Raw genomic sequence first — 26,863 nt, 5'->3', positions numbered from 1 at the left:
ATCCTACGTAATTCTGCCCGCTACTTTAACAAAAATGGCAACTGATCATCCTGATCAGCTGCCATTTATTCTCAACTAACATTTCCCTTAGAATGACACCCGCAGTCTACAACTTTATAATTTACAGTCTAATACTTTATTTTTTCAAGACAGGAGAGAATAGCAGCTGCTTTTTTCCCACGATAACGCTTAGCTTCTTGACGCGGGGCAAGCCTTCATATTGATTCTCGAAGAAATCATAATCGTAGTTGATAATAAATCGCGATTCGTTAAAGGGAATGGTGTTTTGCAGCCTGGCATCAAAGATAATATCCGAACCTCCGTCAGTGGCTTTGCCAAGCACGGCATTGATCGTCAAATCTCCCTTCGAGAAGAAACCTCCCCGCAGCCAAAAAATGGAACCCACCCCATACAGCTCCGCGTCTTCATCCGTATAAAAGAAAGCATCCAGAATATTAGGATTAGATTCGGGGTTATACGTGCCGTAATCATTGTTGAAGGAGTCAACCTTGTTAACCAAAACCGGCCCTTTCGAGATCATGATCAGCTGCTTGCGTTCCCCTTTTTCGGTTTGAACACCCTTGATTTGGGCGTCTTCGATGGTCGTGCTCCCGAGCGTAAAGATGGTTGAATCCACTTTAACGCTATCGCTGATAAAGACATTGCCCGTCACCAGAATATTGGCTTTGACCACCAGCGGATCACTGGAATAATTCGAAATCGTCAGATCCCCGTTTACGATCAGCCATTTATGATTGTCCTGCTTGGCGGAATCCGTGAAAATCAAGCTCTTGTAATCCAAGCCATCCAGCTTTAAGTCCCCATTAAAGAGAACCGTGTTCGTAAAGGAATTGAATTGAACAAAATAAGCATCGTATTCCTTCAGAGCTTCATTATAAGCATCCATCGCTGCCGTATCGTCCAAATCCGTAGGCAAGGTTGGCTTTGCCGGAGGACCGGAGGTCGCCGTTACGCCGCTGCCATTCTTCAGAACAGCCGCCAGATTATTAAACCTGCCCTCTTCTCCGCTATGCGCCAATGCATAATCGACAGCCGCCTTTATGCTGTTGCGGTCCACGTTGGTTGCTTCCTCAGCCTTATCGATAAAGGATTCCGCAACGTTAATCGAAATAAATTTCTTCTGGTCGCGAAGCTGAATTTTGCTGTTATCCACTCCAAGAATCTGTTGCAAAGTCAGGTCCGTTCGGGAATAAGGCTGATAGTTGCCCGTGATTTTGTCCAGCACTTTAATCGAGTCCATATTCTGGATCAAGATATTGCCGTTAAAAAACGGATATTTCGTATCCTTTGTTTTATTGGGGTCATTGTTATATATGTATTTCGCGGTGTTATCGATAAGAAAGTCGCGACCGGCATAGATATTGCCCATTCCGTAAGCAGCGCCGTTTATAATGACATTATTCTCCGAGCCAAAGGCGTAATTCAGGAAATCCGGGTAAGCCCCTATCGTAACCTGCTGGGTCAGCCGCCTTGTTACGCCGTTAACCACCGCTTCCGCTGTCAGGTTCAGCTTGTAGCTGGTTTGCTCGCCAACGCTCACCTGCTCCGTTGTTACATCCGTAATTCTTCCGCTGGCTCCCGGCAGGTCGGTGCTGGTCGTGAGCCGCTGCAGTTCATCGATACCCGCCTGCATCAGCTGCGAGAGCTCCTCCGGCGCGATATCTTCCCTGCCATTATATTTGGTGACGAGAAACGAAGCTGCTTCATTTAATGTCTTTTCCGCCAGATGAAGGCTTTGCACGTCATTTTCCCTTGTCTCTGCCCGCGTTGCTCCGCCTAGCGTCGAACTGACAACCGCCGTACCCAGAATGGTCAGCAGCAAAATCATAAACAGAACCAATACCAGAGCGTAACCGCGCTCTTTCTCGCTTCCCATGCACCCTTCCCCCTAAAACCCGAATTTGCTTTCCAGAGTCAGCTGCTGATTCCGCCCGTTATGATTCTGCTCAAGCACCAGCCGGATCTCAATGAGACCGTTGCTGCATTCCGTTACATTCGTTTTGCATCTAAGCTCTATGGATGAAGCTTCAGAGGTTGGATTTGTCTCACTCGGCATATCCACAACCGATCGGGTATCCACCGTTCTGTCGCCGATATGAAGCTGATTATTCCGAATAATAATCTGCCGTTCTTCTCTCGTGCCTGCATCCCGCACCAGCGTAATGCCGTTCGCATTCTTCGAAATCAATTCCGGCCCGTACGAATACAGCTCCGTAATAATGGAGGACATCAACAGATCCGCATCATCCCGCAGAGCATTCTCCGTTTCGACCCGGTTATAGGTATTCATGCCAAACGTCACGACGGAAAAAATAATGCCTGCGGCGATCGACAGCAGCGTCATGGCTGCTATCAGCTCCACCAGCGTCAGCCCCTGCTCCTCGTTCCGCCACTTTTTAACGAACTCTCTCACTGGCGATATATCCCTCCACTTCCGCCGCGTTACGCGCGCTGGCAGAGCCGTTCGCCTTCTCTACCCGGACTAGCACGGGCAGCAGCTCCTCTGCCATGTTTTTCTTATCCGAATCGTGAAGCATCCCGTCATGCATTTCTCTCTGGTAGATAACGGAGATGGTATACTGCACGCCGTTAATATTGGGATTTAGAATTTGCTGCAAGACAGCCGAATCTTCGGCCAACCGACCAACAGCGGCATCGCATCCGGTTAGCGGACAGCCGATAGCCGTATTTGAGGTGTTCGAGAAATAGGTCTGGATAGGCTCATAGCGCTGCTTCTCCATATAGAACAACGCGTTGCGGGCCAGATTGACCATAACCGTCTTGCTCTGGTTGCCTTTCGCATAGGTAAGCGCATTCGTGAAGAAGGAGGTCAGCATCAGGCTGACAACCGATAAAATAACAAGGGCAGCCAGCACCTCCACCAAGGTTAATCCGGATTCCTTGTTGCCATTCCGAATCCATTTCATGTCATTAGCACCTACGATCTACCTTCATTTTTCCGAAAAAACTATTTCCATTTTACTATAATCTAGCTTTTTTTACCATGTATAGTGGTTCTATTTTCATAGATTTTCCGCAAACGAAATAAGCCAGAAGAACTAGAATCGATCAAATAAAAAAGAGCAACGATGCCGGGAGGCATCATTGCTCTTCACTGTCGCCTGCTTTATTTTACGATCGCAATCGCAAGACCGTCATATCCCGGGAGAACGGTGCTCATCAGCCGTTCGTCGCTTGCAATCCGCTGATTGAAGCTTCGGACGGCTTTGACGGACGGACCTTCCTTGGCCGGGTCCGTTGTGCGTCCCCGCAGCAGGATGTTATCGCCGATAATAACCGCACCCGGATTGGAGAGCGCAATCGCATGCTCCAGATATACCGGGTACCCTTCCTTGTCCGCATCAATAAAGAAGAAATCGAAGGTTCTGCCCTCTTCCTTCAGCTTCGCAAGGCTTTCGCGGGCATCCCCGATTATGTATTCAACGGCGTCGCCAAGCCCCGCTTCCGCCATATGCGCCTTGGCCACTTCCGCATATTCCGCCTTCAGCTCTAATGAAGTAAGCAATCCTCCCTCGGCAAGCCCCCGAGCAATGCAGATCCCGCTGTAGCCGCCAAGCGCGCCGATCTCCAGCGCCGTCTTCGCCCCATTCATCTTGGCGAGCATCGTCAGAAGCCTGCCGTATCCGTCAGCTATCGATATATCGGGCATGCCGCGCTCGGCGATCCCTTTTTTCGTGCGGACTAGGTCTTGGTCTTCGCCATATAGCCCGTCCACATATTGTTCGTCTGTCAATTTACTCTCAACCTCTCTATTTTTACAATTTGTAAAAGCTACCCTCTTTGTCCTATACTTGATTGTATGATTTTGACCGTGTGGATACAACTGATGTTTTCACAGGTAAGGGGAGAATTGTAATCATGACAACGATTAATCTTATCGCTACCGCGCCGATGGGACTGGAAGCGGTCGTTGCGCGCGAGCTGAAAACTCTCGGCTACACAGACCTTCAGGTGGAGAACGGCCGCGTCCGTTTCACCGGGCAGCCGATCGATATTTGCCGCACGAATCTGTGGCTTCGCTCCGCGGGACGCATTCTCGTCAATATGGGCGAGTTCAAGGCGACAACCTTTGAAGAGCTTTTCGAAGGAACGAAAGAGCTGGATTGGCCGGAATGGATTCCCGAAGACGGAGAGTTCCCCGTTAACGGACGTTCGCAGAAGTCGCAGTTGACCAGCGTTCCTGCCTGCCAAAGCATCGTCAAGAAAGCCGTAGTCGAGAAAATGAAGGACCGCTACGGCACCGAATGGTTCCACGAGGACGGCGGCCGTTATGTCATTGAAGTGACGCTCATGAACGATATGGCCATGCTGACGCTTGATACAACGGGAGCTGGCCTCCATCAGCGCGGCTACCGGAAAGTATCGACCGAAGCGCCCATCCGCGAGACGATGGCCGCAGCTCTTGTTGACCTCAGCCGCTGGAATCCGGAGCGTCCGCTGTATGATCCGTTCTGCGGCTCCGGCACGATTCTCGTGGAAGCGGCCATGATTGCCTGGAATATCGCTCCCGGTCTTCGCCGTTCGTTTAACGCGGAAGGCTGGCCTCTCGTCCCTCACGAGCTGTGGGATGAAGCGCGGGAGGAAGCGTTTGATGCCGTGAAGGATGATATCCCTTTGCAAATCGCGGGGTCCGACATTGACCCTTATGCCATAGAAATTGCGGAAGCCGCGGTTAAAAAGGCAGGTTTTGGCAAAGAAATTAAGTTAAAGGTTATGCCGTTGGCCAAGATCAAGCCGGAAGGCGATTATGGCGTCATTATTACGAACCCGCCTTACGGCGAGCGGTTGGGCGATGACAAGGATGCGGAAATGGCACTCATGCAATTTGGCCGGTCCGCGCTTTATTTGCCGACATGGTCGTTTTTTGCGATCAGCCCTTCCGCAAGCGTCGAGCATTATTTCGGCAGGCCGGCGGATAAGAAGCGCAAGCTCTTTAACGGCCGTATTCAATGCAACTACTACCAGTTCTTCGGCCCGCTGCCTCCCCGGAAATAAGAGAAAGGAATTTTTGCGTTTATGTTAAGTTACAACGAGCAACCTAACGCCTTGCGACGCTTGATGCGCTTCACGCTGGAATGGCTGAACCGCCTCAAGGGCGCAGACGTTATCTTCTTTTTTATCGCCATGCTGTTAAAGCAGCTGTGGTTCAACAAGCTGATCCATGTTCCGAATATGGATATGAACGGCTATGATACCGCTGTTGCGATTGGCACGCTGGCTCTTGTCACCTTCTGGACTTTCTGGCTGCCGACACGCGGACGGATTATCGCCCTGATTGCGCTGAACCTGCTGTTATCGTTTATCATGTACGCCGACGTAATTTACTACCGGTACTTCCAGGACTTTATCTCTGTACCCGTGCTTCTGCAGGCGAATCAGGTCGATTCGCTTGGCGAGAGCATCGGGACGTTAATGCACGCGAAGGACTTTCTGCTTGGGGTAGATTGGCTGCTGATCATTCCGTTTGGGGTGTATGTCATCTGGAAAGGCCGTTCGGATCTTCGCAGGGATTCCCATGGCTATGGATACGGCTATTCCTCTCCGCGGAGAACGCCGCTTTGGCGTAAAGCGGTCATTCGGGCAGCCATTAGCGCCGCGATCTTCGCAATCGGGATGTCGATGTCGATCGGCAACGTAAACGAAGCGAAAAAAACATGGGCGCTTGGCCTCTTCGACGGCAACTGGTGGAATGTCTCTCTGTATAATGTCACGGGCATCGTAGGTTTCCATGGCTATGATGTGTACCGCTATGCGAAGCTGCATTGGATCGACTCCGAGCAGGCTTCCGCCGAAGAAACGGCGGAGGCGATGGCGTGGACGGAAGCCCGCGGCGATAAGCGCCAATCGCTTGAATCGGATCCTACGTTTGGCGAATACAAAGGCAGCAATGTCATTGTGGTACAGATGGAAGCTTTCCAGAACTTTATGATCGGCAAATCGATCGGAGGTCAGGAAATTACGCCGAATCTGAATAAGCTGGTGAAGGAGAGCGCGTATTTCAGCCAGTTTTACCACCAGACGGCCCAAGGCAGGACTTCGGACGCCGATTTCCTGAGCAACTGCTCGCTGCAGCCGATGATGAGCGGCTCCGTCTTTATCCAGTACCCGAATCATCAGTACAACTGTATGACAAGTACTCTTAAGGACAACGGTTATGCAACCGCCGCTTTCCATGCTTACGAGGGCGGCTTCTGGAACCGCAATACGATGTACGCCAATATGGGCTACGATACGTTCTATAGCAAAAAGAATTTCGAGATGGACGAGCCCGTAGGCTGGTCGCTAGGCGACAATTCGTTCTTCCGGCAGTCCGCGGATTTGATGGCGAAGGAGCAGCAGCCGTTCTATTCGTTCCTCATTACGCTATCAAGCCATTATCCGTTTACGATGCCGGTATCCGAGCGGAAGCTGAATGTCGGCGAGCTGGACGGCACGATTATGGGCGATTATTTGCAGGCCGTTCATTACGTGGATGACTCCATCGGTACCTTTATCGACCGCCTGAAGGCGGAAGGGCTTTGGAATAACACCATCGTTGCTTTCTATGGAGACCATGATAATTCGATCCGGGATTGGAGCCTATTCGAGACCTTCCTTGGACAGCATCTGAACGACCTGCAGCGGGAAATGATACTTAAGCAGGTGCCGTTTATCGTCCATCTGCCGGATGGCAAATACGCCGGCACGCATACGAACGTAGGCGGACAGCTTGATGTCACGCCAACGATCCTGCATTTGCTTGGCATCTCGACGGCTGACATGACGCTCCTTGGTCAGCCGCTTATTACCAGCCAGCCGCAAAGCAAGCTGGTCGTGCAAAGAAACGGTGCTTTCACCGACGGCACCGTCTATTATATGCCTTCCGGCGATGCCGTGGCAGGCAACGGCAAGTGCTGGAACATCGCCGCGAATAAGCTTGGCGATGTGCAGAAATGCCTCGGTGCGGTGGAGGACGCGCGCACCGAGCTGTCCATGTCCGATCAAATCGTGCAGCATGATTTGATCGCATCCTTCCGCGCAGCCGCCGTCGAGGCAAGCGCGGACGGCGGCGCGGCAACCGCCGTGAATACAAACGGCGCAGGCAAGTAGCGCCGTCGCAAACGCAGCAAAGACAAAGGGCTGTTCCTTCGGGTCAATGGAGACCATGTGGGGACAGCCCTTTCCTTATTCCTTCGCGTGTGCCTTCAGCCAATCCAGCACCTCGTCAATGGTTCTCACCGGCACGATGTTAAGCCCCGGCGCCGCCTCCTTCGCTTCATCCAGCGATGCCGCCGGCACGAAGAACACATCGGCATCGGTGCGGCTGACGGCGTAAGCCTTCTGCGGGATGCCGCCAACAAGGCCTATCGAGCCGTCCGGCTCAATGGTGCCAGTACCGGCTACACGCACGCCATGCGTGACTCCGCCCGGCGTCAGCTGATCCAACAGCGCGAGCGTCAGCATCGCGCCATGCGAAGGTCCGCCGATATGCGCAATGTAGTGGTGGTACGCAATCTGGCGCGGGATATCCGCATGCCAGTCATTTTCCGCTCCGATGCCAAATACGGCACGCTTCGGCAAGTCTCCCGACGCCTCGCCTTCACTCGTCGGCACCTGAACCTCGAGCGTTTCTTTGCCGCGCCGGAGCGTTACTTCAACCTGGTCGCCAGGCTTGACCTGGTTCACCATATAATCCGTTAGCTCGGCCATATTGCTGATTGGTTTGTCGTTTAACGCGATAATGACATCGCCGGCCTTAATCAAGGATTTAGCCGGGGCGTCGTCCGCAACGGCAAGCACGCGGGCTCCGGTTAGCTCAATTCCCTTGCCTATCCCCGCCTTGCCCATTGCGATAGCCCCCGCTACGTCATCGGCCCCTTGCTTCATCTGCACTACCTCGGTGTAAGATTCCGTTAACGGCGGTTCATTCCTGCTCCTCTTTTCGAAGCTGTACATCGGCAGCAGCTTGGCATACAGCCAATCCGCCGGCACGGCAATACGCTCAAAGACAAGCACGCCGCTGATGCTGCCTACCGGCTTACCTCCGTCTACATGCGCGTAACGGTTCATGCCCATCGTCAGACCCGGATAAGTGACGTTATAGGACGTAGGAAATGCCAGCCCTGCAAACAGCGCAGCCGTCAGGACAAGTCCAGCCAGGCTCCGCCAAGGCCATCTCACACTCTCTCCCTTTCCCGCAAGCCTTCGGTATACGGCATCACTCCAGATCAGGTCAACGAACAGCAGAATCAGGCCAATTGCGAGCACGCCAAGCCCGATAAGGAGATCATCCGGTTTTACGAGCAGAAATGCTGCTCCCGCCGCGCTTACCGCAAGAAGCAGCATGCGGACGGTAAGCAGCAGCCTTCTTCTTTTTCTCCCGCCTAATCGGCCCTGCTCCGCCCGTAACCTTCTGATCCCGATCAGCGCACCGATGCCCCATAACAACGGGATAACGGCAAGCCCGTACAGCAGATCGTCGATCATATCGATCCAGAGCATGCCGGAGGAGGTCCGCAGCGGGGCCGGAAGCCAGATCAGCTCTGCGGCGAAGATAAACAGCATGACTGCAAGGATTCCGGCCAAATAATAACGAGCATGACGAACCATCTGTACGTACCTTCCCCTCAATTGATAAAAAGACTCAACATCTGATGTTGAGTCTTTCCAATCCATTCGTATCTATGCCGGCTCTTAGTGATCGCCGCTGTTGCCTTTGGACGGGTTCGTTACCGCAAAGCCTTCTTCCGGCACGTAGAAGTAATCAATACGCACGCCGTCGAGGAACTCGTTGTCCTTCTCGAGGATCACGTCGATCTCTTTATCCGTCGATACTACAACGTCCTTCTCGTTAGGCTCGTCAATCGCCATGCCGTAATGCGCATGGTCCCCATGCGAATGCGTTACGTATACGCGAAGCTTCTTGCCTTCGTTCTCGGGCTTGTCCAATTCCAGTTTCAGTACTTTTGCCGCGTTGCGCGTAATTTTGACATTCATTCTATTCCACTCCTAAAAAAGAATTTGATTTCGTAAACATCTGCCAACCGAATGGTTAACATTACCTGATCCTATTATACTTCTTCTCCATTCTCCGGGCAAACCATTCGGCGAGCAGCATCGTCACCGCAATATCGTCTATGGGGAGAAAAGGCAGCGCGTCGGGCAGCACCCAATAGAGAATAACCGGCACCAGAAATAATAATTTGTCGGTTATGGAAACCTCTCTCGAGATAATCAGCTTGTATATTCGGACAAATGTGCTCTTCCAATGCCGAAGCGATAACCATTTACGCATGAGGCACACCACCTTCATCAGCTTTTGCCGATCATTATAGCACAGGTGTGCCCCGGAATCATCTTTGCGTCTCGTCAGCGGTGCAGCCGCAAAAATTCGGTCAGCAAGGGGCCGATCTTCGAATAGATGCCGTTAAATTCCCCGGGAGGCAGCGGATTCGCGCCGTAACCCGCTTCAACCGTAAAGCCCGGCCTGCGAAAACGTTGGATGAACCAGTCCTTGTACCCGGCATCGCTGCCCGTAAGCTTCACCGGCTTGTAGCCGCTTGCCTCGCCCAGACGTTCCGCAAGGCCTTCAGCGTGCTCCGGCTCGTATTCCCGGTAATTCCAGTAGATCTCCTCGCCTTGCGTATGCAAGGCAAGCACGGAGTCGAATTGCAGCGTTTGCGTCAGACGGGCAAGTGCCTGGGCTTCAGGCTCGCTTAACGGATACGGCCCCGGAAAGTCCCGGGGACCCGGCCCCTCCGTTCCTCTGCGAAGCCGCTCCTCCTCCCAGTGGGCAGGAAACTGGTCATTCAGGTCCACTCCGCGTATATTCGCCTTCCATTGATCGAACTGCCCGGAGCCTTTATTCCACAGCAAGAGCTGCTGCCGGAACGGATTCGCCTCATCAATGCCATCGAGCGCTAGCTGAACGCCGTCGGGATTCACCATCGGAACGATCCACGCTTCCGTCTCCCGGTACAGCTCACAGGCCTGTTCCCCGAACAGAGCGCCGTTTTGCACGCATGCCTCCGCCCAATCTTCAACAAACCGCATGAGCAGCGGAGTCGTAATCCATTCATTCGCATGGAAGGAAGCATTCAAATGGACCCGGCGTGCGCCCTCCCCGCATTTGAGCGCTACTATGGGTCTGCCCAGCACGCTATGCCCTATAACGTATCCCCGGACAAAAGGATAAGTGCGCATCAGTCTGTCGCAATCCGCTACCGTTTCCCGGTACCCGTATTGCCCGTTTACGAGCTCTTTCATGCCGCTACTCCCCCTTGTTATCGAACATTGGCTGTAATCTTTTATCATGCTATTCATGGGGACGGGTGCACATGCCAACGCCGGGGCTTATCATCCAAGCAAAGCAAAGATCGTCATGCAGCCTGCGTACTCCGATATAGAACGGGTATTGCCGCTGCTATAAGAAGCATCCCCATAAACGCAGGCGCGGCGTGGCCAAACGTCACATAGATTTGACCTCCGGCGATCGGGCCGATCACTCTTGCCAAAGCCTGAATCGATTGGCTGCCCCCCTGGATCCTTCCCTGCTCGCTGGCATCGACGGACTTGGAGAGCATCCCGTTGAAGGAAGGGCCGTAGATCGAATCGCCAAAACCGAATATGAACATGCCGGCGATAAGCAGAGGATAATAGGAGAATAATGCCGATGCTGCAATAAAACCGTACCCGATCATCTCCGAGACCATCCCGAGGACAGCGATCTGTTTATCATGAAGCTTCTTCAAAAGCCTCGGCATGATGAAACCTTGCGACAGGATATCCTGGATGCCCATAATGGAAAACATGAGTCCTATTACGGCGGGCTTCCAGCTGAAGGTATCCATCGTGAATTGCGAAAAAACGGCCTGCAAGGATCCGCTCGGGATCCAGAGCAAGAAAGCGGAGACAAGCAGCCTCTTTAAGTTTTTCACGCTTAGCAGATTTGCAAGCTGCATAAAAGGATTCAATCTGACAAAGGAAATCCGTACCAATCGATGATGCTTGTTAAGACTCTCCGGCATAAACAGGTATCCATACGCCACGTTCAACAAAGTAATTCCGGCTCCGAAATACATCGGGGCGGAATAGCCAAGCTTGGCCATCAACCCGCCGAGCGTCGGGCCAATTACGGTACCGGCTCCTACAACCGCGCTCACCCATCCGAAATATTTGGTCCTCTGTTCCGAAGGAATAATGTCGGCAAAGTAGGCGAAGATCGTGCTGATGCTCCCGCCAGTTATTCCTTCTATGATACGCCCGGCAAAAAGCACCCATAAGGCACCGCCTAAACCAAATACGAAGTATCCGATTGCGGAACCGAGCAGACATAGCAAGAGCAGCGGACGACGGCCGTATTTGTCGCTCAAAGCGCCCAGCACGGGGGCCGCAAAAAACACGCAGACGGCGTAAACGGAAGTTAGAAGCGTAACATAAATCGCTTGTTCGCCTGGCGTGCTGGCGTAAGGCTGTACTAAGAATGGAACGACCGGCGTTATCATACTAAACCCTAAACCGCAAAGAAAGACGGATACAAGTCCGAATAGCAGGGCGTGCTTGTCTACGGCTGCTTCTGGTTTAGATGCTTGATTCGATTTGTGTATGGTCACTTGAATTCTCCTTGGCATGCGTATTATTTCTTCCTTGGAAACAAAAACATCGTAACGCGATTTTGCTTCCTTGTCAACAAAAATTCGGCAATAAAAAAGCAGCCCGTTCTCGAAAGAAACGGACTGCCTGCGTTTGATGCTTCTTCTTTATTCATTTTCCGACTTCATATCCAACCCTTGTTTCTTTATTTCCGCATCCAAATGCCTGCTGTATTTTTCGACGAATCTAAGAACGCCATCGAACTGTTCGTCCGTAACCAACTCGAATACGGCTTTATCCCGCTCTTGAAATTCTTTATGAAGATCATAGTGGATTTTGTCAATGGCTTTTCCTTGCTCCGTAAGCCGGAAATAGATTTCCTTCTTGTTTTCCGGCTTCTGATAGCTCTCGATCAATCCCTTGCTCATGAGCTTCTTCGTCATTTTGCTTATGGCGCCGCTTGTCATATAAAAGGATTCCGCAAGCTTGGTCACGTTGGAATCCGGGTTTCTTCCAATATATTCGATGCAATGCACTTCAGAAGACTTGTAACCTTTAAGACTGACTTCCATCTTCGTTTTATTAAGCCAAGCCAGCTTGTTGTATAATTCTCTGAAACCCATTATGACCTGATCTTCCTTATTCATGGCTTGTCCTCCTATCCGTCGGTGCCTTCTCTATTAGATTATGTATGATTGCAATGGTTAAAGGCTGCCCTTATCGCTTTCGCCCGGGAACGCGAATCAGGACAGCCGTTATTTGTTATCCGATCTGAGGCACCTGCCATACGACAGGCGTCAGCTCAATTTGCTCGCCAAGCCACTGCTGGGCAATCGATTTGAACATTTGCGGCTCCCCGCTGCAGAAAAATTGATGCACCGGCAGCTCCTCTTCCTGGGCCAACATCCCTTTATCATGCAGGATAAGGCTTACTTCGCGCGCAGTCTCGTCGGCGGAATTGATCAGGTGAATGTCGGGACCAACAACCTCCTGAATGACATCGGCGAGAAACGGATAGTGGGTACAGCCCAGAATCAAGCTGTCCATCGGGAACTTGCGCAGGTGGCCGATCGAACTGCGGATGGTTTCATAGGTTTGCAGAGAGCGGAAATTCCCTTTCTCTACAAGCGGAACAAAAAGAGGGCACGCTTCGCTAATGACACGCACATCAGGAGAGATTTCAAGCAAAGCATGCTCGTAAGCGCCGCTATTTATCGTACCTTCCGTGCCGATTACTCCGATACAGCCTGTAATCGTCCGGCCAAGCGCCGCTCTTGCTCCCGGCTTAATGACGCCAACTACGGGAATATCGACGATTGCGCGTATTTCCTCCAAAGCAAATGCGGTTGCGGTATTGCAAGCAATAACAATCATTTTAGGACGAAAATGAACCAAATAATCAACGATTTCACGCGTAAAACGAGTCACAACCTTCGGGTCGCGCGGACCGTAAGGAGCTCTGGCGGTATCGCCAAAATAAACGATTTTTTCACGCGGCAGCTGGCGCATGACCTCTCTGGCAACGGTAAGGCCGCCTACGCCTGAGTCTAGTATCGCAATCGGTTGCTGCACAAACACACCGCTTTCTTGAACTTAAGATGTAAATGAGACCTTAAAGCTTCAATACTATATGAAACGAGGCACGAAAATGTACCTCCATCATCTTATCTCAATTCCATATAAGGTTCAAGGAAATCACAGGGATGTCAGGGGTGATTGCAGCAACCGATTCCGGTACGTCTTAAGGTTTAATTAGTTGATGGTTTGAAGCTCTTTTGCGTCTTCGAAAACCTCTTCCGCCGCTTCTTCAAAAGAATCCGTTACTTCATCGGCAGCTTCATCGGTAACTTCATGTGCAGCTCCCGCCAGCTCGGCCCGGCGTTCTCTCACGCTCGATACGGCCGCTCCGGCTGCTGCTTTTGCCGTATCCGCCAGCTCAGTCGCCTGATTGCCGATTTGCTTCGCGATTCTAACCGTTGTATCGGATACTTGACCAGCCGCTCTAACCGTCTGCTCCTGTACTCTTCTTGCGCCTTCCGAAATGTCATGACGCAGCTCCTTGCCCGCTTTGGGCGCGAACAATAATGCCGTCACCGAACCAATGATGCCTCCCGCGATTGCGCCCAGCAGAAACCCTTTTGTTTGTTTACTTGATGCCATAAAAAATCGCTCCCTTCAAATTAGAACTATTCACCCTGCCCGTTGTTGGAGGGTTCATAACGTTTACGGTTAGTCTGCCATTGCTGCCAGAAAGCCATACCAAGCTCCATCCATTCCAGCACGGAGCTCGCCTGCCGCTCTGCCGCCGCACTTTCCGCATGCTTGACTGCGGATTGCGAAATCACGCTGGACACGCGATGAATCGCCGTTGTCGTATGCCCGATCGTATCCCCGATCTGTCCCGCCGCTTCAAAAAGCCGGTTCGCCTGCTGCAGTTGAAGATGCGCGGTGCTCAGCGTTTGCTGGGCCGTATCGGCAAATACTCCCACTTTGGCGGAAGTCTGCCGGATATCCGCCTGCATCGCTTCCGCCTGAAGCTGCAGCTGCGACAGTCTCACTAGCGCGGTACGGACGCCGATCAAAAGGCCCGCAGCAAGAATTACAAACGTGATGGCAGCAATCAGCGCACTCCATTCCATAACCGTCATGACCATCCCCTCCTTTTGCTTAAGCGGGCGAATGCCCATTTCGTATTGCCATTATAAGCAGCATGGGCTTGACCTGACACAAGAAAAGCAAATAAAAAAGGCTAACGGTCCGTTAAGAACCGTTAGCCTGATGTTCAACTCCAATGGTATAGCTGCATCTTCCCCCGCCTTTGGCAAGGCATTCCGTCCGCTCCACCTTCGTCTGGAGCAAGGACTCGAACAAGGAAAGCTCGCAGCTGCAAGCCTGCTCGTATTTGCCCGCAACTTGCGCAATCGGACAGTTATATTCATGGAGAACGAATTGACCGTTATCCTTGTCTTCTACCTTAGCCATGTAGCCGCCGGCATTCTGAATCGCTTCCAGCTCCGTTACTTTCTGCGCAAGGCTTTTGCCGGTCATCCTTGGCTCATATCGGTCAAGCAGCTTCTGCTGGCGTCCCTCGAACATCCGGGTAATAAGCCCTGCTGTCTCGGGGTTCTCCGCCAGCTCCTCAAGCAGATCAAGCGCAAGTACATTATAATTTTTCGGAAACCGGTCATCGGAAAGCCGCGTCAGCTCGTAAGCGTGAACCGGCCGCCCCATCCCCTGCTTGACGGAGACGATGCTGATGCTGCCTTCACGCTCAAGCGCGTACATATGCCGCCTTACTGCCATTTCGGTTATTCCAAGCTCTCCGGATAGCTGTCCCGCACTCAAACGACCGTTTGTCTTCAGCAAGAACAAGATCCGGCCCCGCGTTGTTCCTTCCACGCTGCGGGATTCCGCTTCCATCGCGCGCTGCTTCTCCAGCATCAACCCATCACCACCTTTGCAGGCATTGTTAGGGTCATTGTAACGTATTTCAATCTTTTCGTAAATCGGATTCGCCTGGCAGCTCGCGTTCCAAATACTGCTGAACAGACCGACCGAACAAACGAAGCTGCTCCGGAATCTCTCTCGTCAGGGGATGCAGCTCGGCTCTTGGCCAGCTGTAATAATCCTGGACAAGCGGCTTGCGAAGCTTGACCAGCTCGATCAGCAGCGGCTGCATCGCCTCCGGGAAAGCACCCGCTTCCCCGGAAATCTCTACAATATCCTCGTAGCTGCTTGCGTCCCTTAAAATAAATCCGTCAATCAGGTAACTGCCTACATCGGTGACGGTCTCAATCGCAAGGTGCAAAGCACGCTCCTGGGCCAAGCCTTCGAGCAGCGTTCCTTGCCAGCTTGATGCCAATGCTTCTAGAGCCGATGCGATATCCGGAATAGCCTTTAATCTGACTGCAATTTGTTCTTGATTCACATAATACATGCTTTTATTCGCCCGCTTTCAGCCTTGCTTTCTTCTTTTTCCCTTTTTTCTTCAACCATGCCACCATCACAACGCTGCTGATGAGGATCACGATCAAATAAGTCATAATCTCAAAGACGTCTCCCATGAACGGTTCGCGCTCCCCTGTCCCGTTAGCTTACGAAGTCAACGGCGACAACAGCTTCGCGAACTTCGTTAATATGCTCGATAACCTTTTTATGTACGGGATGAACCTGGTACGCTTCAAGAGCCTCCATCGATTCGAATCTCGTGATAAGAGCGATGTCGTACGAGCGTGCCGAATGAATAACGTCAAGCCCAACTTCGATCGATTTCAGCTCGTCGATTTTGCCTTCCATATCCCGCAATACCTGAGCCGTGCGTTCCACGTTTTCGCTGCTTCCGTCCTTCAGCTTGAACAATACGATATGCGTAATCATAAATGGTCATGCTCCCTTCAACTTGTCGAATGACAAATATCCTTTTGTCACATAATAACCCAAGCAGTCGCATCACGGCAACATTAGCCTGAGAAAGGATCGGTACGTTATGCGCTATCCCGTTATGTTTGTGGCTACCTTCATAGGTCTTGCCCTATGCGTTTATAATTCAACCGGCTACGACCCGCATAATTTCGTGTTTTTTATGTTTAGCCCTCCGGCATGGATCGCGGACATGTTCGTTGACATCCATAAGGTAAACGTTCTTCTTATGTACGTACTCACCGTCGCGACATGGGCCCTTCTCGGGTATATTGCCGACAGACTGATTGAACGCGGCAGAAGCCGCGAACGCGATACAGCGTGAATACAAATCGAAAGAGGAGCCCTCGGGCTCCTCTTTCCTTATGATCATTATGCCGCGTCTACAATAAGCTTCGCTTTCATATCCGCATGACCTGCGCCGCATGGGACGGAGCAATGCATCACGTATTCGCCTGGCTTGTCGAACTCCAGGTTGGTCTCGAGATTGTCGCCTTCGAGATCTACGTTCAGATCTTCGATCTTCAAACCATGGATACCGCTTTTATTCTGCAGCTTCAGGATAACTTTGTCGCCAACCTTCACATGGTATTCCTCTTGACCGTAAGTAAAGTCGCTGTTCGCTTCAACTTTAACGAGTACCGTACCTTCAGGAAGTGAAGCAGATTCGTCTACCGGTTTGGCTGGGAGGCCGAATGTCAGCAAGTATACCCCGAGAAGAGATGCCGCTGATAATAGTACGAACATGATCCATTTGTGCATTGCTACGTGCTCCCCTTTGCGATCTTATTGTCTTAGTGTTTAATTCTTATATTACATAAGATCGTCCGAAGTTCTCAACATTAAACTGCAGATTCAGGAAAAGTTTTTTCCCGAATATGACAAAACAATGAACTTTTTGTGACTTTAACTTTTAAAGTATTGCTTGATCGCCTGCTCCGATTCCGCCTTCAAATAGCTCCATGGCAGATAGCAGCGCTTTGTGCTGCCTTGGCATATGTAGACCGTCTCCATGCCATCCTTCAGCCTGCGTTCCTCCATCAGCTTGATGCCCGCCTTCCTGAACCGCAGGCGCAGCGCGGCCTGCTCCAGCAATACCCGATCCTGTATGCCGCGGAGCAGCGATTCATACAGCCTCGGAAGCTTTATAGCCCCCGTACCCATTACCCTTATATCATGATCCAATACGAGCATCACGATTCCAAGCAGGATATAGCGCTGCACAAGCGTTGTTTCGTCCTCTGCCGAATAGCCCGGAGCTTCGCGCTCGCGCACCTGCTCATCAGCATACCGGATAGCCATTTGCTATCGCCCCCTATAAATCGAACATTTGTTCTCATTATAGCGAAAACCGCTTGTACAACGCAACCCTAATGTTACTTGCCTTTATCCTTCAGCACTTCAATAATTTTGCGGATTCGGTCGGGAAGAGGAAGACCAATCCGGCCATAGTTCTCTATAATTGAAATGATTTCATTTGCTATATAGAAATAGATGGCTGCCCCCATGGTGACATTATCCAGCTCAAGCAAAATATCGATGCGATGCGCAAGAAGAATGACGAGGAGCATCATGCCTTTGCGCGCCAGCCCCCAGGCTCCGAAGAAGCTGTTCAACCCTCTCCCTTCTTTAATTGATGCGGTTATGCCTGATACGTAATCAATGCCCATCGCCACTACCAATAGAGTTAATGATTCCATCCATCCGCCGAATGCAAACGTAATCACAGAGCCGATAATCCCGCTAACCGAGCAAACCATGACTAACTGCAACACTCGCCACCCCTTTCTGCAAGTAATCTATCTATCTTATGCAGCAATAATAGGGGGTGACTGTTCAAATGTTATACATTCTATCAAATGGGCTAATTGGCGTTGTAGCGGTCAAGCGCCGCCTTCTGGATGGCAATCGCCCGGTCGATATTCAGCGCTTTTAACTGGGCAACATCATCCTCGAACGAATCGAGAGGATCAATTCCCAGAATAATGCGCAGGGACATTTCGTCCACGAGCGTCGTCGCATCCTGCATAATAGCCGAGAATTCAGCGCTTTCCCTCTCGGTCTTCTGTATCGGCGGCAGCATGTATTTCCCGGCATCGGTATCCGACCATATATTCACGGCTTCCTTCTGCTCGGGCAGCATGTAATACTGCTCCATGTACTCCACGTCCTGGACAAACGGGCCAAAATAACTCGCCCTGCTGTACATCGCGATCGCCTGTGAGGGAGCAAGCTTATCCGGATTATGAAGAATCAGATCCGTGTAGATCGGCTTACCGTTCCGCATCGTATAACTGATGCCTTCAATCCCGAAGTTAAAGAGCAGATGCCCTTCTTCTCCATAGCCGTAATCCAGCATCCGGACCGCCTCTTCCGCATGGCTGCTTTTCGTCGAGATCGCCACTCCGCCGCTGCTCATGTAAGGATTCACCCTTTGGCCGAACATCGGCCGATCCCCTTGATGAAGGACCGGATAAGGCGCAGCCACAAATTCGGCCTTCGGGTCCTTCTCCTTAAGCAGCGGCAGCCACGTCCCGATGCCGGACCCGGCATTCCAGATGCTCGCGCCGCTTCTGCCGTTCAGCATGCTGGAATCGATCGTCCTTGTGTCAACCGTGGCAATGTTGCGGTCTATAAGCCCTTCGGCGTACCAGTCGCGGAACAAAGCAAGGAACTGCTTGTATCCCGGCTCGATTGGGCCGAATTTGACCTGCCCATCCTTCAGATAGAACCCTTTCTTCACGCCAAACGCCCCGACAAAGGCGCCGTTCTCCACGCCAAAGAGCGGACTAGGCGTGCTGAGAAACGTGAGCGGCGCCTGCACGCCTTTCTTTTCCTTGAATGCCTTCAGCACCGTATGCCAGTCGTCAATCGTCACCGGAACGGACAAGCCCAGCTCGTCCAGCCATTCCTTGCGGATAATGGGGCCTTGGTAAGTCTGCAGGCGGGCATCCCCCTGAATAAACGGGAACACGTAATAGCTGCCGTCGGCCGTCTTGATCTGCTTGTCAATGTCCGGATGCTCGCTTAAATACCGCTTCAGATTCGGAGCGTATTGATCGATCAGATCGTTTAGCCTCAGGATATAACCATCTTTAATGGCTTTTTCCGGCCCGCCCGGAAAGGTTGCCCATTCGTATTCGATCATGTCCGGAAGCTCTCCCGATGCCAGCATGACATTCAAAGCCTGCTTCGCCTGGTTGGCGGGGGGCTGAATAAATTTCAATTTCACTCCCGTACGCTTCTGCCATTCCTGGAAAAAAGGAATGTCCTGAAACCGCGGCTTTACGCTGGCCGCGTTGCCGTTTAATTCCGCCCAATACGTCAAGGTATCGCCTACGGCCGTAGATTGCTTTTCCTCCATCTCGCGGGCGGCGGCATGTTGTCCGTTATTGCCCGTCTGCTTGCAGCCGGCCAGACAGCTAAGCGATATGGCGGTGATCAGGAGGATGGGAATGATGCGATAGTTCTTCATTATGAGCCCCCTAATTCATTTCCTTGTATTTGCCTGGTGTTATGCCTTCGTACTTCTTGAATACCCGGATAAACGTTGCGGCATCGTTATAACCAACCGCGCGCGATACTTCATTGACGGATTCCTGAAGCTCCGTCATCCGCCGCTTGGCTTGTACAATCCGGTATTTGTGCAGATAGTCCAGCAGCCCTTCGCCCGTCTGCGTCTTGAACAGCTTGGACAAATAGCTGCCCTTCAAATCGAAATGCTCGCCTATCGTATTTACGTTCATATTGGTATCTCCGTAATTCTCTTCAATGTAACCGGCCACGCGGGCCGACAAATCGCGGATGGATTCGGCACGCTCATGCGTCATGTTGGATTCTAGCCTTGCCGAGGCGAAAGCGCATACATCCCTTAACAAAGCATGAAGCTCCTGCCGCATCTCCTGAACCGTGTCGCAAGCCATAATGCTGTTCATCCAATTCGGATTATCGTTCAAGACGCTGCCCTTGCCGTCGCCAAGCTCGTTAATGGCCTTTACCATCGTGCCAACCAGGTTAAACATAAAGCATTTGGCGAGCGTCAAATTCATCATCGGCTGCTGGAAGTTGCGGTCCGTGATCTCGTTCATAAAAGCGGAAGCCTGTTCGAAATCGCCAATCTTGATCAGATTAATCAATTGCTGCTCGGCCTGAAGCGGGTAATAATATCCGAACTGCACGGCATCGGACGGCTTAGTCCGGATATCGTCATAGGCGATAATTCCCTTTTTGCCGAGCACCATTTTGTATTCCATCGCATCCACCGCTTCGCTATAAGCGGCTGCAATGCCCGGTAAAGTGCCGTGCTTGCCGCTGATCGCCACCGTAAGATCCATATCGTAACGCTTCAGGAAGCGCTGCGCCTCCGTCGCGATCTCGTGCAAATCCTGCTTATAGCTCTCTTCCTCCCCGCTTCCGCAGGACAAATTCACGAGGCAGACCATCATATCGTCCATTTCCGCCACGTAGCCCGCGTGATGGTAACGTCCGGCCAGCTCCTCCACGACATTGCTGATAATGAATTGAAGGAATCTTCTCCGTTCATTGTCGTCAATGCCCGGCAGCTTCTCGTAAAGGCTTTCATCATTCTCGACGACAAATAAAATAACGGCGTAATCATCGGAGATTTGCTCCATCCGGTACGTCTTGAAGGCTTCCTCGTAAGGTATCGGCGAATCCAGCCTTCCTTTCAGCAGCCTGCTCAGCATATTCGACCGCAGCACGTTGTGGTGCATCTGGAGCTGCATGGCGATTTTATCCTTCTCGCTTCGCGTCCGGCTGACCGCCCGCTGAATGAAATTCAGCTCGTTCCATTCCGTGTGCTCTTCGTCGGTATTCTTGTCCGTTAACGACTCTACAAGCTTCTGAATCGGCGAATAGTTGCGGCGCATGAAGAACCAGGTCAACACGCCCGCTCCCATTACGCTTATCAGTACGCTCACCAGCGTCAGCTTCCGGACATATTCGGCCTTCTGCCAATAGATGCTGCTCGGGATCACCAGCGCATATTTCAGATCCGATACGGACGATTGCAGGTAAAAGATTTCCGATTCACCCGATTTCATCGAAGTCGGCATCTCTTTCCCGCCGCTCCGCACCTTCTGCAGGATGACCTCTTCGCCCTGCTTCTTCGGCAGATTGGACAGCAGCACCTCATTATTCCGGTTCAGAATTAGAACATAGCCCCCGCTGAAGCCGGAGATGCTTTTTATGGCATTCTGGAATCTGGCCAAATCCGACATGACCACTACCGTGCCGGCTTGCCTGCCGTTCAAATCTTTTGGCAGATGAGTAATATAAGCAATGGATGACTGCGTGGCTCCCGCATCCATAAGCGGCAGCAGCGTAAACTGATTATGCTCCGAGGACTCGACAGCCGAGAGCCAATCCTCGTAGCTCATGTGGCCGGTGTCGTGCAGAGTAGCAAACGCCGTCTTCATATCGCGGACATTGCCGGAGCGCAATACCGCATGCTCCCTCTCCCAGGTGACGTAAAATTCGTCGATCGAAGCGTAAGAGGTCTGATAGGTCTGAAATTCCTTCACGAGCTGATAAGCGTCGAACTGCGCATCGGCTTCCGTCCTGCTCGAATACATCAAGGTCTGAAGCCTCGCATTCCAGGTCAGCTCCATGGTGAGACGCTTCATCTGATCCACCTGATTATCGATGGTATAGCCAACCTGCTTGAGCAGCGAATCGTTGGCACGGTGAATCTCGCTTCGGAGCGCCGCGCTCGACTGCGAATATACAATTAAGCTGATTAGAATCGGCACGAATAATACCGCGCAATAGGAAATCAGCCAGGTTACGATGATGCTCTTCCGTTTCTGCCAAATGGACCGAATATTCAAACCAAGATCTCCTCGCCTATACGTAAATGTTAAGGTTGCTCATGTTGTTTGCCAGCTTTAGAACCCTATTATACGCATACAAAAGGCGGCAGAGGAAGTTGCAATATGTGCAAATCGATTGACGATAGCTCTACTGAAGCACGAAAACAGCACAAATAGCCCGTCGGAATGATCCCATCGGGCTGTTTGTGCGATTAAGGGGTAATCGTTATTAGAACATGCGCTGTTTCCAGCCGTTCAGCTTCGCGATCGCCTCAACGAAGAAATAATCTCCGTAAATGAGAGACACGTCGACATTTTGACCGGCTGGTTTGTGACCCGTGCCATGCTTCAAGATGGCTTCATGCGAAGGCTCATCCCAGGTGCCGTAATCGGAATAGAGCGATCCCAGAATCCGCTCCGCCGCTTCGCGGTACACGCGGCCTTCTTTCTCGGTCAGCAGAGCCGCCAGCTCGATCAGGCCGGAAGCCGCAATCGCTCCCGCCGACGTATCGCGCGGCTCCTCCTCCATCTGCTCCGACGCGCGGAAATCCCAATGCGGAACATGATCCTCCGGCAAATTCGCGATAAAATAATGCGCAACGCGCTGAGCCGCGCGCAAATATTCGATATTTCCGGTATAACGGTACGTATTCGCCATTCCGTACAAGGCCCAGGAAGCGCCGCGGCTCCAGCCGGAATTCGGCGCTGCTCCCTGCCCGCCGCGCACCTGGTCGAATTCGCCCGTCTCCGGATCGAAGCAGACGATATGGTTCACGGAGCCGTCCTCCCGGATGAAGTATTTCAATACCGTATCCGCATGCGCGCTTGCGATATGGGCAAACCGCGGATCACCGCTCTCGGCCGATGCCCAGTACAGGAGCGACAGATTCATGCAAGTATCGATAATCGACCAGCCATGCATGTCGCCGTTCCAGGCGCGGATGAACCGGCCGTTCAGATTAAAGCGGCCCGCCATGAAGTTCGCGGCGAACAAGCCGCGGCGCTGCGCGTCTTTATCTCCGGTAATCCGGTATTTGGCAACCGCTGTCGGCAGGAAGTGGAAGCCTACGTCATGGTCGAACGAGTTCGGCCGGAGCATGTGCTCCGCCAAACGCTCATCCCATGACCATGCCGCTGTCTTATAAGTTTCATTGCCGGTCACTTCGTTCATCAGCCACAGAATACCCGGCCAGAAGCCCGAGGTCCACCAATCGATTCTTTGATCATCGTAAATGCCGTCCGGCTTGGCCACATGAGGGGATTTATCCCCGATTTGAACGATCATGCGTTCAACCTTCTCTTCAAGCTGCTTCCAAATGCGCGTAACATCCAATTTGCTTTGTATCGAGCTTGCTTGCATATTCCCTGCCTCCCGGATTATTCTCTTTAACTATGGAATAAATCAGCCTTTAACCGAGCCTACCATAACGCCTTTGACGAAAAAGCGCTGCACAAACGGATACACGCATAGTATCGGAACCGTAGCGACCATAATGGTCGCGTATTTAATCGTTTCGCCGATCTGGAACCGGTCTCCTGCCGAAGCGCCGGACGCCATGCTGTCCGTCGAATTCGCAATCAGAATCTCGCGCAGCACCAGCTGCAGCGGGAACAGCTCGCGGCTGCGGATAAAAATCGATGCGTAGAACCAGCCGTTCCATTTGTCTACGGCGTAGTACAGAATCATAACCGCGATAACCGGCATCGAGAGCGGAATGATAATCCGGAACAAAATCGTAAAGTGGTTGGCTCCGTCGATTTTGGCCGATTCCTCCAGCGCCTCCGGAATGCCTTTGAACGCGGTGCGCATAATGATCAGGTTAAACGTGCTGATCGCAAACGGAATAATCGTTGCCCACAACGTGTTCAAGAGGCCTACGCCTTTAACAACGAGGTAAAGCGGAATCAGACCGCCGCTGAAAAACATCGTTAACAGAATCATGCCCATGAACAAATTGTTCCACATGACTTCCCGGCGGGATAAGACATACGCCCCCAGCGCGGTCATAATCAGATTGAGAACCGTACCGCATACCAGAATAAACAGCGTATTTTTGTAACCGGTCGTAATGCCCGGATTTTTGAACACGCTCGTGTACGCATCCAGGCTTAATCCGAGCGGATGCCATAAGATGCCTTTATTGGCTACAAGCTGCCCCGCGTCGCTGAAGGAAGCGAACAATACGTACAGCAGCGGGTATAACGTGGACACGATGAGGAGGATCAAGACGGCGTATACAACGACATCGAACACTCTCTCGGATAAAGTCGCCTTCATTTGCATGGATTCTCACCTCACCATAAACTGCTTTTATTCACCTTGCGGCTGATATAATTGGCGGTCACGAGCAAGGCAAGGTTAACGACGGAGTTGAACAATCCGACTGCCGAGCTGTAGCTCCATCCAAATTCCAATAAACCTTTCCGGTAGACGAAGGACGAGATGACATCCGCCGTATTGTAGGTAACCGGGTTGTACAACAGAATGATTTTCTCGAAGCCAACGTTCAGCATATTGCCCATCCGCAGGATGAACATGATCGTAATCGTCGGCAGGATGCCCGGAAGCGTAATGAAGAAAATCTGCTTTATCCGGCTTGCGCCGTCTATTCTTGCCGCTTCATACTGCTCCTGGTCGATACTCATCAGCGCCGCGATATAAATAATCGATTCCCAGCCGATCCGCTGCCAGATCTCCGACAAAATGTAAATCGGACGGAACAGCTCCGGCTTCTGCAGCATCGCTTGGCCGTCATAGCCAAACAGCATAAACAATCTATTGATAATGCCGTCAGCGTTCGTAAAGTCCGTAATGATCCCGCAAATGACTACGAGGGAGATGAAGTAAGGCATATACGTAATCGTTTGGGCTACCCGTTTGAATGTCCTGCTCTGAACCTCGTTAATGAGCAGCGCTAATATAATAGGTGCGGGGAACTCGAAGATTAACGAATACAAGCTGATGACAAGCGTATTCTTAAGGATCCGTGTAAAGTAATAGCTGCCGAAGAAATCATGGAAATGCTTGAGGCCAACCCAGTCGCTGTGCAGGATGCCCTTCATCGGAGAGTATTCCTTGAAGGCGATTAACGCCCCGTACATGGGAATATAGTGAAAAATAAGGTAATACGCGATGACGGGAAGCATCATCAGATAGAGCAGTTTATTTAGCTTAAAATCGCGTATAAAGCGGTTTTTCCCCACATGCCTCACTCCTTATTGAGGGAGAAGGAGAAGACCTTGGCCCTCTCCTCTCTTGCTGTCTATTAACGGCTGTTGTAACGGTCAAGCGCCGCTTGCTGAATTTCGATCGCGCGGTCCAGATTGAGCGATTTCATTTTATCCACGTACTTGCCGAACGCATCAACCGGCTCTGTGCCCAGAATGATCTTCAGAGACATTTCGTCGATCAGCGTGTTAATGTCGTTCATGATAGCCGCATACTCGGAAGCTTCTTCCGGCGACGGCGTGATCGGCGGCAGCTGGTATTTAGCCGCGTCCGTTTTTTGCCATGTGGTTACCGCATCGCGCTGCGACTGTAGAGCAAAGAACTGCTCCGCATAACGTTTGTCCTGAACAAACGGACCGTTGTAGCTGCCTCGCGCATACAGCGAGATCGCTTGCGCGGGAGCCAGCTTGTCCGGATTCTTCATCAGAAGATCGGTGTAAGTCGGATAGCCGTCCTTCATGTTGTAGCTGACGCCTTCCGTGCCGAAGTTGAAGAACAAGCCGCCTTCCTCGCTGTAGCCGTAGTCGAGCATTTTGACGGCCAGCTCGGGGTCCTTCGCTTGCGTCGTGATCGCTACCGTTCCTTCGGATGCGTAAGCGGTGTTATGCTGGCCGAATTTCGGCGTGTCGCCTTTCTTCAGGACCGGATAAGGAGCGCCGACCAGAACGGCTTTCGGATCCTTTGCTTCAACAAGCGGCTGCCATTTGCCGATACCGCCGCCGGCATTGCCGATCGATGCGCCCGTAGCGCCGGATGCAATATTGCCGTCAACCGATTTGGTGTCCGCCGTTGCGATGTTCTTGTCGATCAGGCCTTTCGAATACCAGTCGCGGAACAGCTCCAGGTATTGCTTATAGCCCTCTTGCTCCGGACCGAACACGACCTTGCCGTCTTCCTGGTAGAAGCCGCGGGTTACGCCAAACGCGCCCATAAAGGCACCGTTGCCGCCGTCGTTAAAGAAGCGTGGCTTGCTGTTGAACGTAAGCGGTGCCGCTGCGCCTTTCTTTTCTTTAAATGCGGTAAGCGCCGCGGTCCAATCGTCGATCGTTTCCGGTACCGGCAGGCCAAGCTCGTCCAGCCAGTCCTTGCGGATAATCGGACCCTGGAAGACGCGCAGGTATTCGTCGCCGCGGATGAACGGGAACGCGTAGTAGCTGCCGCTGTCGGTCTTCACCATTTTGTCGACATCCGGATTTTCCTGCAGATACTTCTTCAGGTTAGGCGCGTATTTATCGATCAGATCGTTCAGCTTCACGATATAGCCGTCCTGGATCGCTTTCTCGGGGCCGCCCGGGAAGTCTCCGATGAAGTTGTACTCGACCATATCCGGCAGCTTGCCGGATGCGAGCATGACGTTAAACGCTTCCTTTACCTGCCCGGTTGGCGGCTCCGTAAACTCCAGCGGTACGCCGGTTTTCTTCTGCCATTCCTGGAAGAACGGAATATCCTTGTGCGATTCCTTCACGCCGATCAGCTGACCGTTAATTTCGCCCCAATACGAGAGCGTCTTATCCGTCTTGATCGGATACGTTGTTGCTTCTGCCGGCTGTTCCGAAGAACTGCCGCCGCCGTTGCCTGCGTTTGCGTTGCTCTCGCTGTTCTTATCATTATTGGAAGAACATGCGGCGAGCATTGTTCCCAGCAATGCGATGCTGAGCGAACCTGCTACCCATTTTTTCATGACCCTACCTCCGTTTAATTGTTTAGTGAAAATGGCTACATTCACAGAGTAAAGGAGAGAGGTTCGAGTCGATATGGGCAAAACGCGCAA

Annotated in this window: 29 protein-coding genes; 3 read left to right on the top strand and 26 right to left on the bottom strand. The window is 51.9% G+C overall.

Going from position 1 to position 26,863, the window contains the following annotated elements; all coding sequences use genetic code 11:
* Positions 1 to 136: 136 nt before the first annotated feature.
* The 4 genes from FHT67_RS03925 to FHT67_RS03910 form a co-directional block, all read right to left on the bottom strand.
* Positions 137 to 1,897: a hypothetical protein gene (locus FHT67_RS03925; protein WP_167195879.1), complete on the bottom strand. Its 1,761-nt coding sequence runs from the start codon at positions 1,895 to 1,897 to the stop codon at positions 137 to 139.
* Between the two features lie 12 nt (positions 1,898 to 1,909).
* Positions 1,910 to 2,434: a prepilin-type N-terminal cleavage/methylation domain-containing protein gene (locus tag FHT67_RS03920; protein WP_167195876.1), complete on the bottom strand. Its 525-nt coding sequence runs from the start codon at positions 2,432 to 2,434 to the stop codon at positions 1,910 to 1,912.
* Positions 2,418 to 2,948 carry a type IV pilus modification PilV family protein gene (locus FHT67_RS03915; RefSeq protein WP_132304124.1) on the bottom strand — a complete coding sequence of 177 codons (531 nt, stop codon included), beginning with the start codon at positions 2,946 to 2,948 and terminating at the stop codon, positions 2,418 to 2,420. Before FHT67_RS03915 ends, FHT67_RS03920 begins: the two co-directional genes overlap by 17 nt.
* Positions 2,949 to 3,148: 200 nt before the next feature.
* Positions 3,149 to 3,775, bottom strand: coding sequence for an O-methyltransferase (locus FHT67_RS03910; RefSeq protein WP_132304122.1), 627 nt, complete (start codon positions 3,773 to 3,775; stop codon positions 3,149 to 3,151).
* 125 nt (positions 3,776 to 3,900) lie between these two features.
* On the opposite strand from FHT67_RS03910, the gene FHT67_RS03905 reads away from it, so the two are divergent.
* Complete coding sequence (locus FHT67_RS03905) at positions 3,901 to 5,037, top strand: THUMP domain-containing class I SAM-dependent RNA methyltransferase (protein WP_167195873.1); 1,137 nt, start codon at positions 3,901 to 3,903, stop codon at positions 5,035 to 5,037.
* Between the two features lie 21 nt (positions 5,038 to 5,058).
* The gene (locus tag FHT67_RS03900; RefSeq protein WP_167195870.1) at positions 5,059 to 7,131 is read left to right on the top strand and encodes an LTA synthase family protein; all 2,073 of its coding nucleotides are present in this window, start codon (positions 5,059 to 5,061) and stop codon (positions 7,129 to 7,131) included.
* Between the two features lie 75 nt (positions 7,132 to 7,206).
* Here the strand turns inward: FHT67_RS03900 and FHT67_RS03895 are convergent, their stop codons facing one another.
* The 13 genes from FHT67_RS03895 to FHT67_RS03840 all read right to left on the bottom strand — a co-directional run bounded on the left by FHT67_RS03895 (position 7,207) and on the right by FHT67_RS03840 (position 15,990).
* Positions 7,207 to 8,631 (bottom strand): PDZ domain-containing protein, encoded by a 1,425-nt coding sequence (locus FHT67_RS03895; protein WP_167195867.1) that lies wholly within the window; start codon positions 8,629 to 8,631, stop codon positions 7,207 to 7,209.
* 84 nt (positions 8,632 to 8,715) lie between these two features.
* Positions 8,716 to 9,018 (bottom strand): iron-sulfur cluster assembly accessory protein, encoded by a 303-nt coding sequence (locus FHT67_RS03890; RefSeq protein ID WP_127496923.1) that lies wholly within the window; start codon positions 9,016 to 9,018, stop codon positions 8,716 to 8,718.
* Positions 9,019 to 9,079: 61 nt separating this feature from the next.
* On the bottom strand, positions 9,080 to 9,316 hold the full coding sequence (locus tag FHT67_RS03885; RefSeq protein WP_132304114.1) for a hypothetical protein: 237 nt from the start codon (positions 9,314 to 9,316) through the stop codon (positions 9,080 to 9,082).
* 74 nt (positions 9,317 to 9,390) lie between these two features.
* The gene (locus FHT67_RS03880; protein WP_167195864.1) at positions 9,391 to 10,287 is read right to left on the bottom strand and encodes a M14 family metallopeptidase; all 897 of its coding nucleotides are present in this window, start codon (positions 10,285 to 10,287) and stop codon (positions 9,391 to 9,393) included.
* 113 nt (positions 10,288 to 10,400) lie between these two features.
* A complete protein-coding gene (locus tag FHT67_RS03875) occupies positions 10,401 to 11,633 on the bottom strand; it encodes an MFS transporter (RefSeq protein WP_167195860.1) in 1,233 nt (410 codons plus the stop codon).
* Between the two features lie 147 nt (positions 11,634 to 11,780).
* Entirely contained in the window at positions 11,781 to 12,260 is a 480-nt protein-coding gene (locus tag FHT67_RS03870; protein ID WP_132304108.1) for a MarR family transcriptional regulator, read from the bottom strand.
* 115 nt (positions 12,261 to 12,375) lie between these two features.
* Positions 12,376 to 13,185, bottom strand: a complete 810-nt coding sequence (racE, locus tag FHT67_RS03865; protein WP_167195858.1) for a glutamate racemase — start codon at positions 13,183 to 13,185, stop codon at positions 12,376 to 12,378.
* 180 nt (positions 13,186 to 13,365) lie between these two features.
* Entirely contained in the window at positions 13,366 to 13,773 is a 408-nt protein-coding gene (locus FHT67_RS03860) for a YtxH domain-containing protein (protein ID WP_167195855.1), read from the bottom strand.
* A 26-nt stretch (positions 13,774 to 13,799) separates the two neighbouring features.
* Positions 13,800 to 14,261 carry a DUF948 domain-containing protein gene (locus FHT67_RS03855; RefSeq protein WP_165930572.1) on the bottom strand — a complete coding sequence of 154 codons (462 nt, stop codon included), beginning with the start codon at positions 14,259 to 14,261 and terminating at the stop codon, positions 13,800 to 13,802.
* A 112-nt stretch (positions 14,262 to 14,373) separates the two neighbouring features.
* Positions 14,374 to 15,054: a helix-turn-helix transcriptional regulator gene (locus FHT67_RS03850; RefSeq protein ID WP_208403104.1), complete on the bottom strand. Its 681-nt coding sequence runs from the start codon at positions 15,052 to 15,054 to the stop codon at positions 14,374 to 14,376.
* A 49-nt stretch (positions 15,055 to 15,103) separates the two neighbouring features.
* A complete protein-coding gene (locus FHT67_RS03845) occupies positions 15,104 to 15,550 on the bottom strand; it encodes a DUF86 domain-containing protein (protein ID WP_132304098.1) in 447 nt (148 codons plus the stop codon).
* 4 nt (positions 15,551 to 15,554) lie between these two features.
* Positions 15,555 to 15,677, bottom strand: a complete 123-nt coding sequence (locus tag FHT67_RS30300; RefSeq protein ID WP_015843681.1) for a hypothetical protein — start codon at positions 15,675 to 15,677, stop codon at positions 15,555 to 15,557.
* Positions 15,678 to 15,702: 25 nt separating this feature from the next.
* A complete protein-coding gene (locus tag FHT67_RS03840) occupies positions 15,703 to 15,990 on the bottom strand; it encodes a Dabb family protein (protein ID WP_127496932.1) in 288 nt (95 codons plus the stop codon).
* Between the two features lie 124 nt (positions 15,991 to 16,114).
* Here FHT67_RS03840 and FHT67_RS03835 point away from each other — a divergent pair, with 124 nt between their 5' ends.
* Positions 16,115 to 16,357: a hypothetical protein gene (locus FHT67_RS03835; protein ID WP_243866966.1), complete on the top strand. Its 243-nt coding sequence runs from the start codon at positions 16,115 to 16,117 to the stop codon at positions 16,355 to 16,357.
* Between the two features lie 47 nt (positions 16,358 to 16,404).
* Here FHT67_RS03835 and FHT67_RS03830 read toward each other — a convergent pair whose 3' ends face one another.
* The 9 genes from FHT67_RS03830 to FHT67_RS03790 all read right to left on the bottom strand — a co-directional run bounded on the left by FHT67_RS03830 (position 16,405) and on the right by FHT67_RS03790 (position 26,773).
* A complete protein-coding gene (locus FHT67_RS03830; protein ID WP_015843678.1) occupies positions 16,405 to 16,794 on the bottom strand; it encodes a cupredoxin domain-containing protein in 390 nt (129 codons plus the stop codon).
* Positions 16,795 to 16,938: 144 nt separating this feature from the next.
* The gene (locus FHT67_RS03825) at positions 16,939 to 17,334 is read right to left on the bottom strand and encodes a YhjD family protein (RefSeq protein WP_132304094.1); all 396 of its coding nucleotides are present in this window, start codon (positions 17,332 to 17,334) and stop codon (positions 16,939 to 16,941) included.
* A 74-nt stretch (positions 17,335 to 17,408) separates the two neighbouring features.
* Complete coding sequence (locus FHT67_RS03820; protein ID WP_243711582.1) at positions 17,409 to 17,804, bottom strand: phage holin family protein; 396 nt, start codon at positions 17,802 to 17,804, stop codon at positions 17,409 to 17,411.
* A gap of 92 nt (positions 17,805 to 17,896) precedes the next feature.
* Positions 17,897 to 19,507 (bottom strand): extracellular solute-binding protein, encoded by a 1,611-nt coding sequence (locus tag FHT67_RS03815; RefSeq protein WP_167195849.1) that lies wholly within the window; start codon positions 19,505 to 19,507, stop codon positions 17,897 to 17,899.
* 10 nt (positions 19,508 to 19,517) lie between these two features.
* On the bottom strand, positions 19,518 to 21,881 hold the full coding sequence (locus FHT67_RS03810; protein ID WP_167195847.1) for a helix-turn-helix domain-containing protein: 2,364 nt from the start codon (positions 21,879 to 21,881) through the stop codon (positions 19,518 to 19,520).
* A gap of 211 nt (positions 21,882 to 22,092) precedes the next feature.
* Complete coding sequence (locus FHT67_RS03805) at positions 22,093 to 23,223, bottom strand: glycoside hydrolase family 88 protein (protein ID WP_167195844.1); 1,131 nt, start codon at positions 23,221 to 23,223, stop codon at positions 22,093 to 22,095.
* A 42-nt stretch (positions 23,224 to 23,265) separates the two neighbouring features.
* Complete coding sequence (locus FHT67_RS03800; protein ID WP_132304086.1) at positions 23,266 to 24,147, bottom strand: carbohydrate ABC transporter permease; 882 nt, start codon at positions 24,145 to 24,147, stop codon at positions 23,266 to 23,268.
* An 11-nt stretch (positions 24,148 to 24,158) separates the two neighbouring features.
* Complete coding sequence (locus tag FHT67_RS03795) at positions 24,159 to 25,013, bottom strand: ABC transporter permease (RefSeq protein ID WP_208403149.1); 855 nt, start codon at positions 25,011 to 25,013, stop codon at positions 24,159 to 24,161.
* A 116-nt stretch (positions 25,014 to 25,129) separates the two neighbouring features.
* Positions 25,130 to 26,773: an extracellular solute-binding protein gene (locus FHT67_RS03790; RefSeq protein ID WP_167195837.1), complete on the bottom strand. Its 1,644-nt coding sequence runs from the start codon at positions 26,771 to 26,773 to the stop codon at positions 25,130 to 25,132.
* Positions 26,774 to 26,863: the final 90 nt, after the last annotated feature.

This window comes from Paenibacillus sp. BK720 (assembly GCF_011761545.1).
Taxonomy (GTDB): domain Bacteria; phylum Bacillota; class Bacilli; order Paenibacillales; family Paenibacillaceae; genus Pristimantibacillus.
This window is presented reverse-complemented; position numbering and strand designations above follow the sequence as displayed.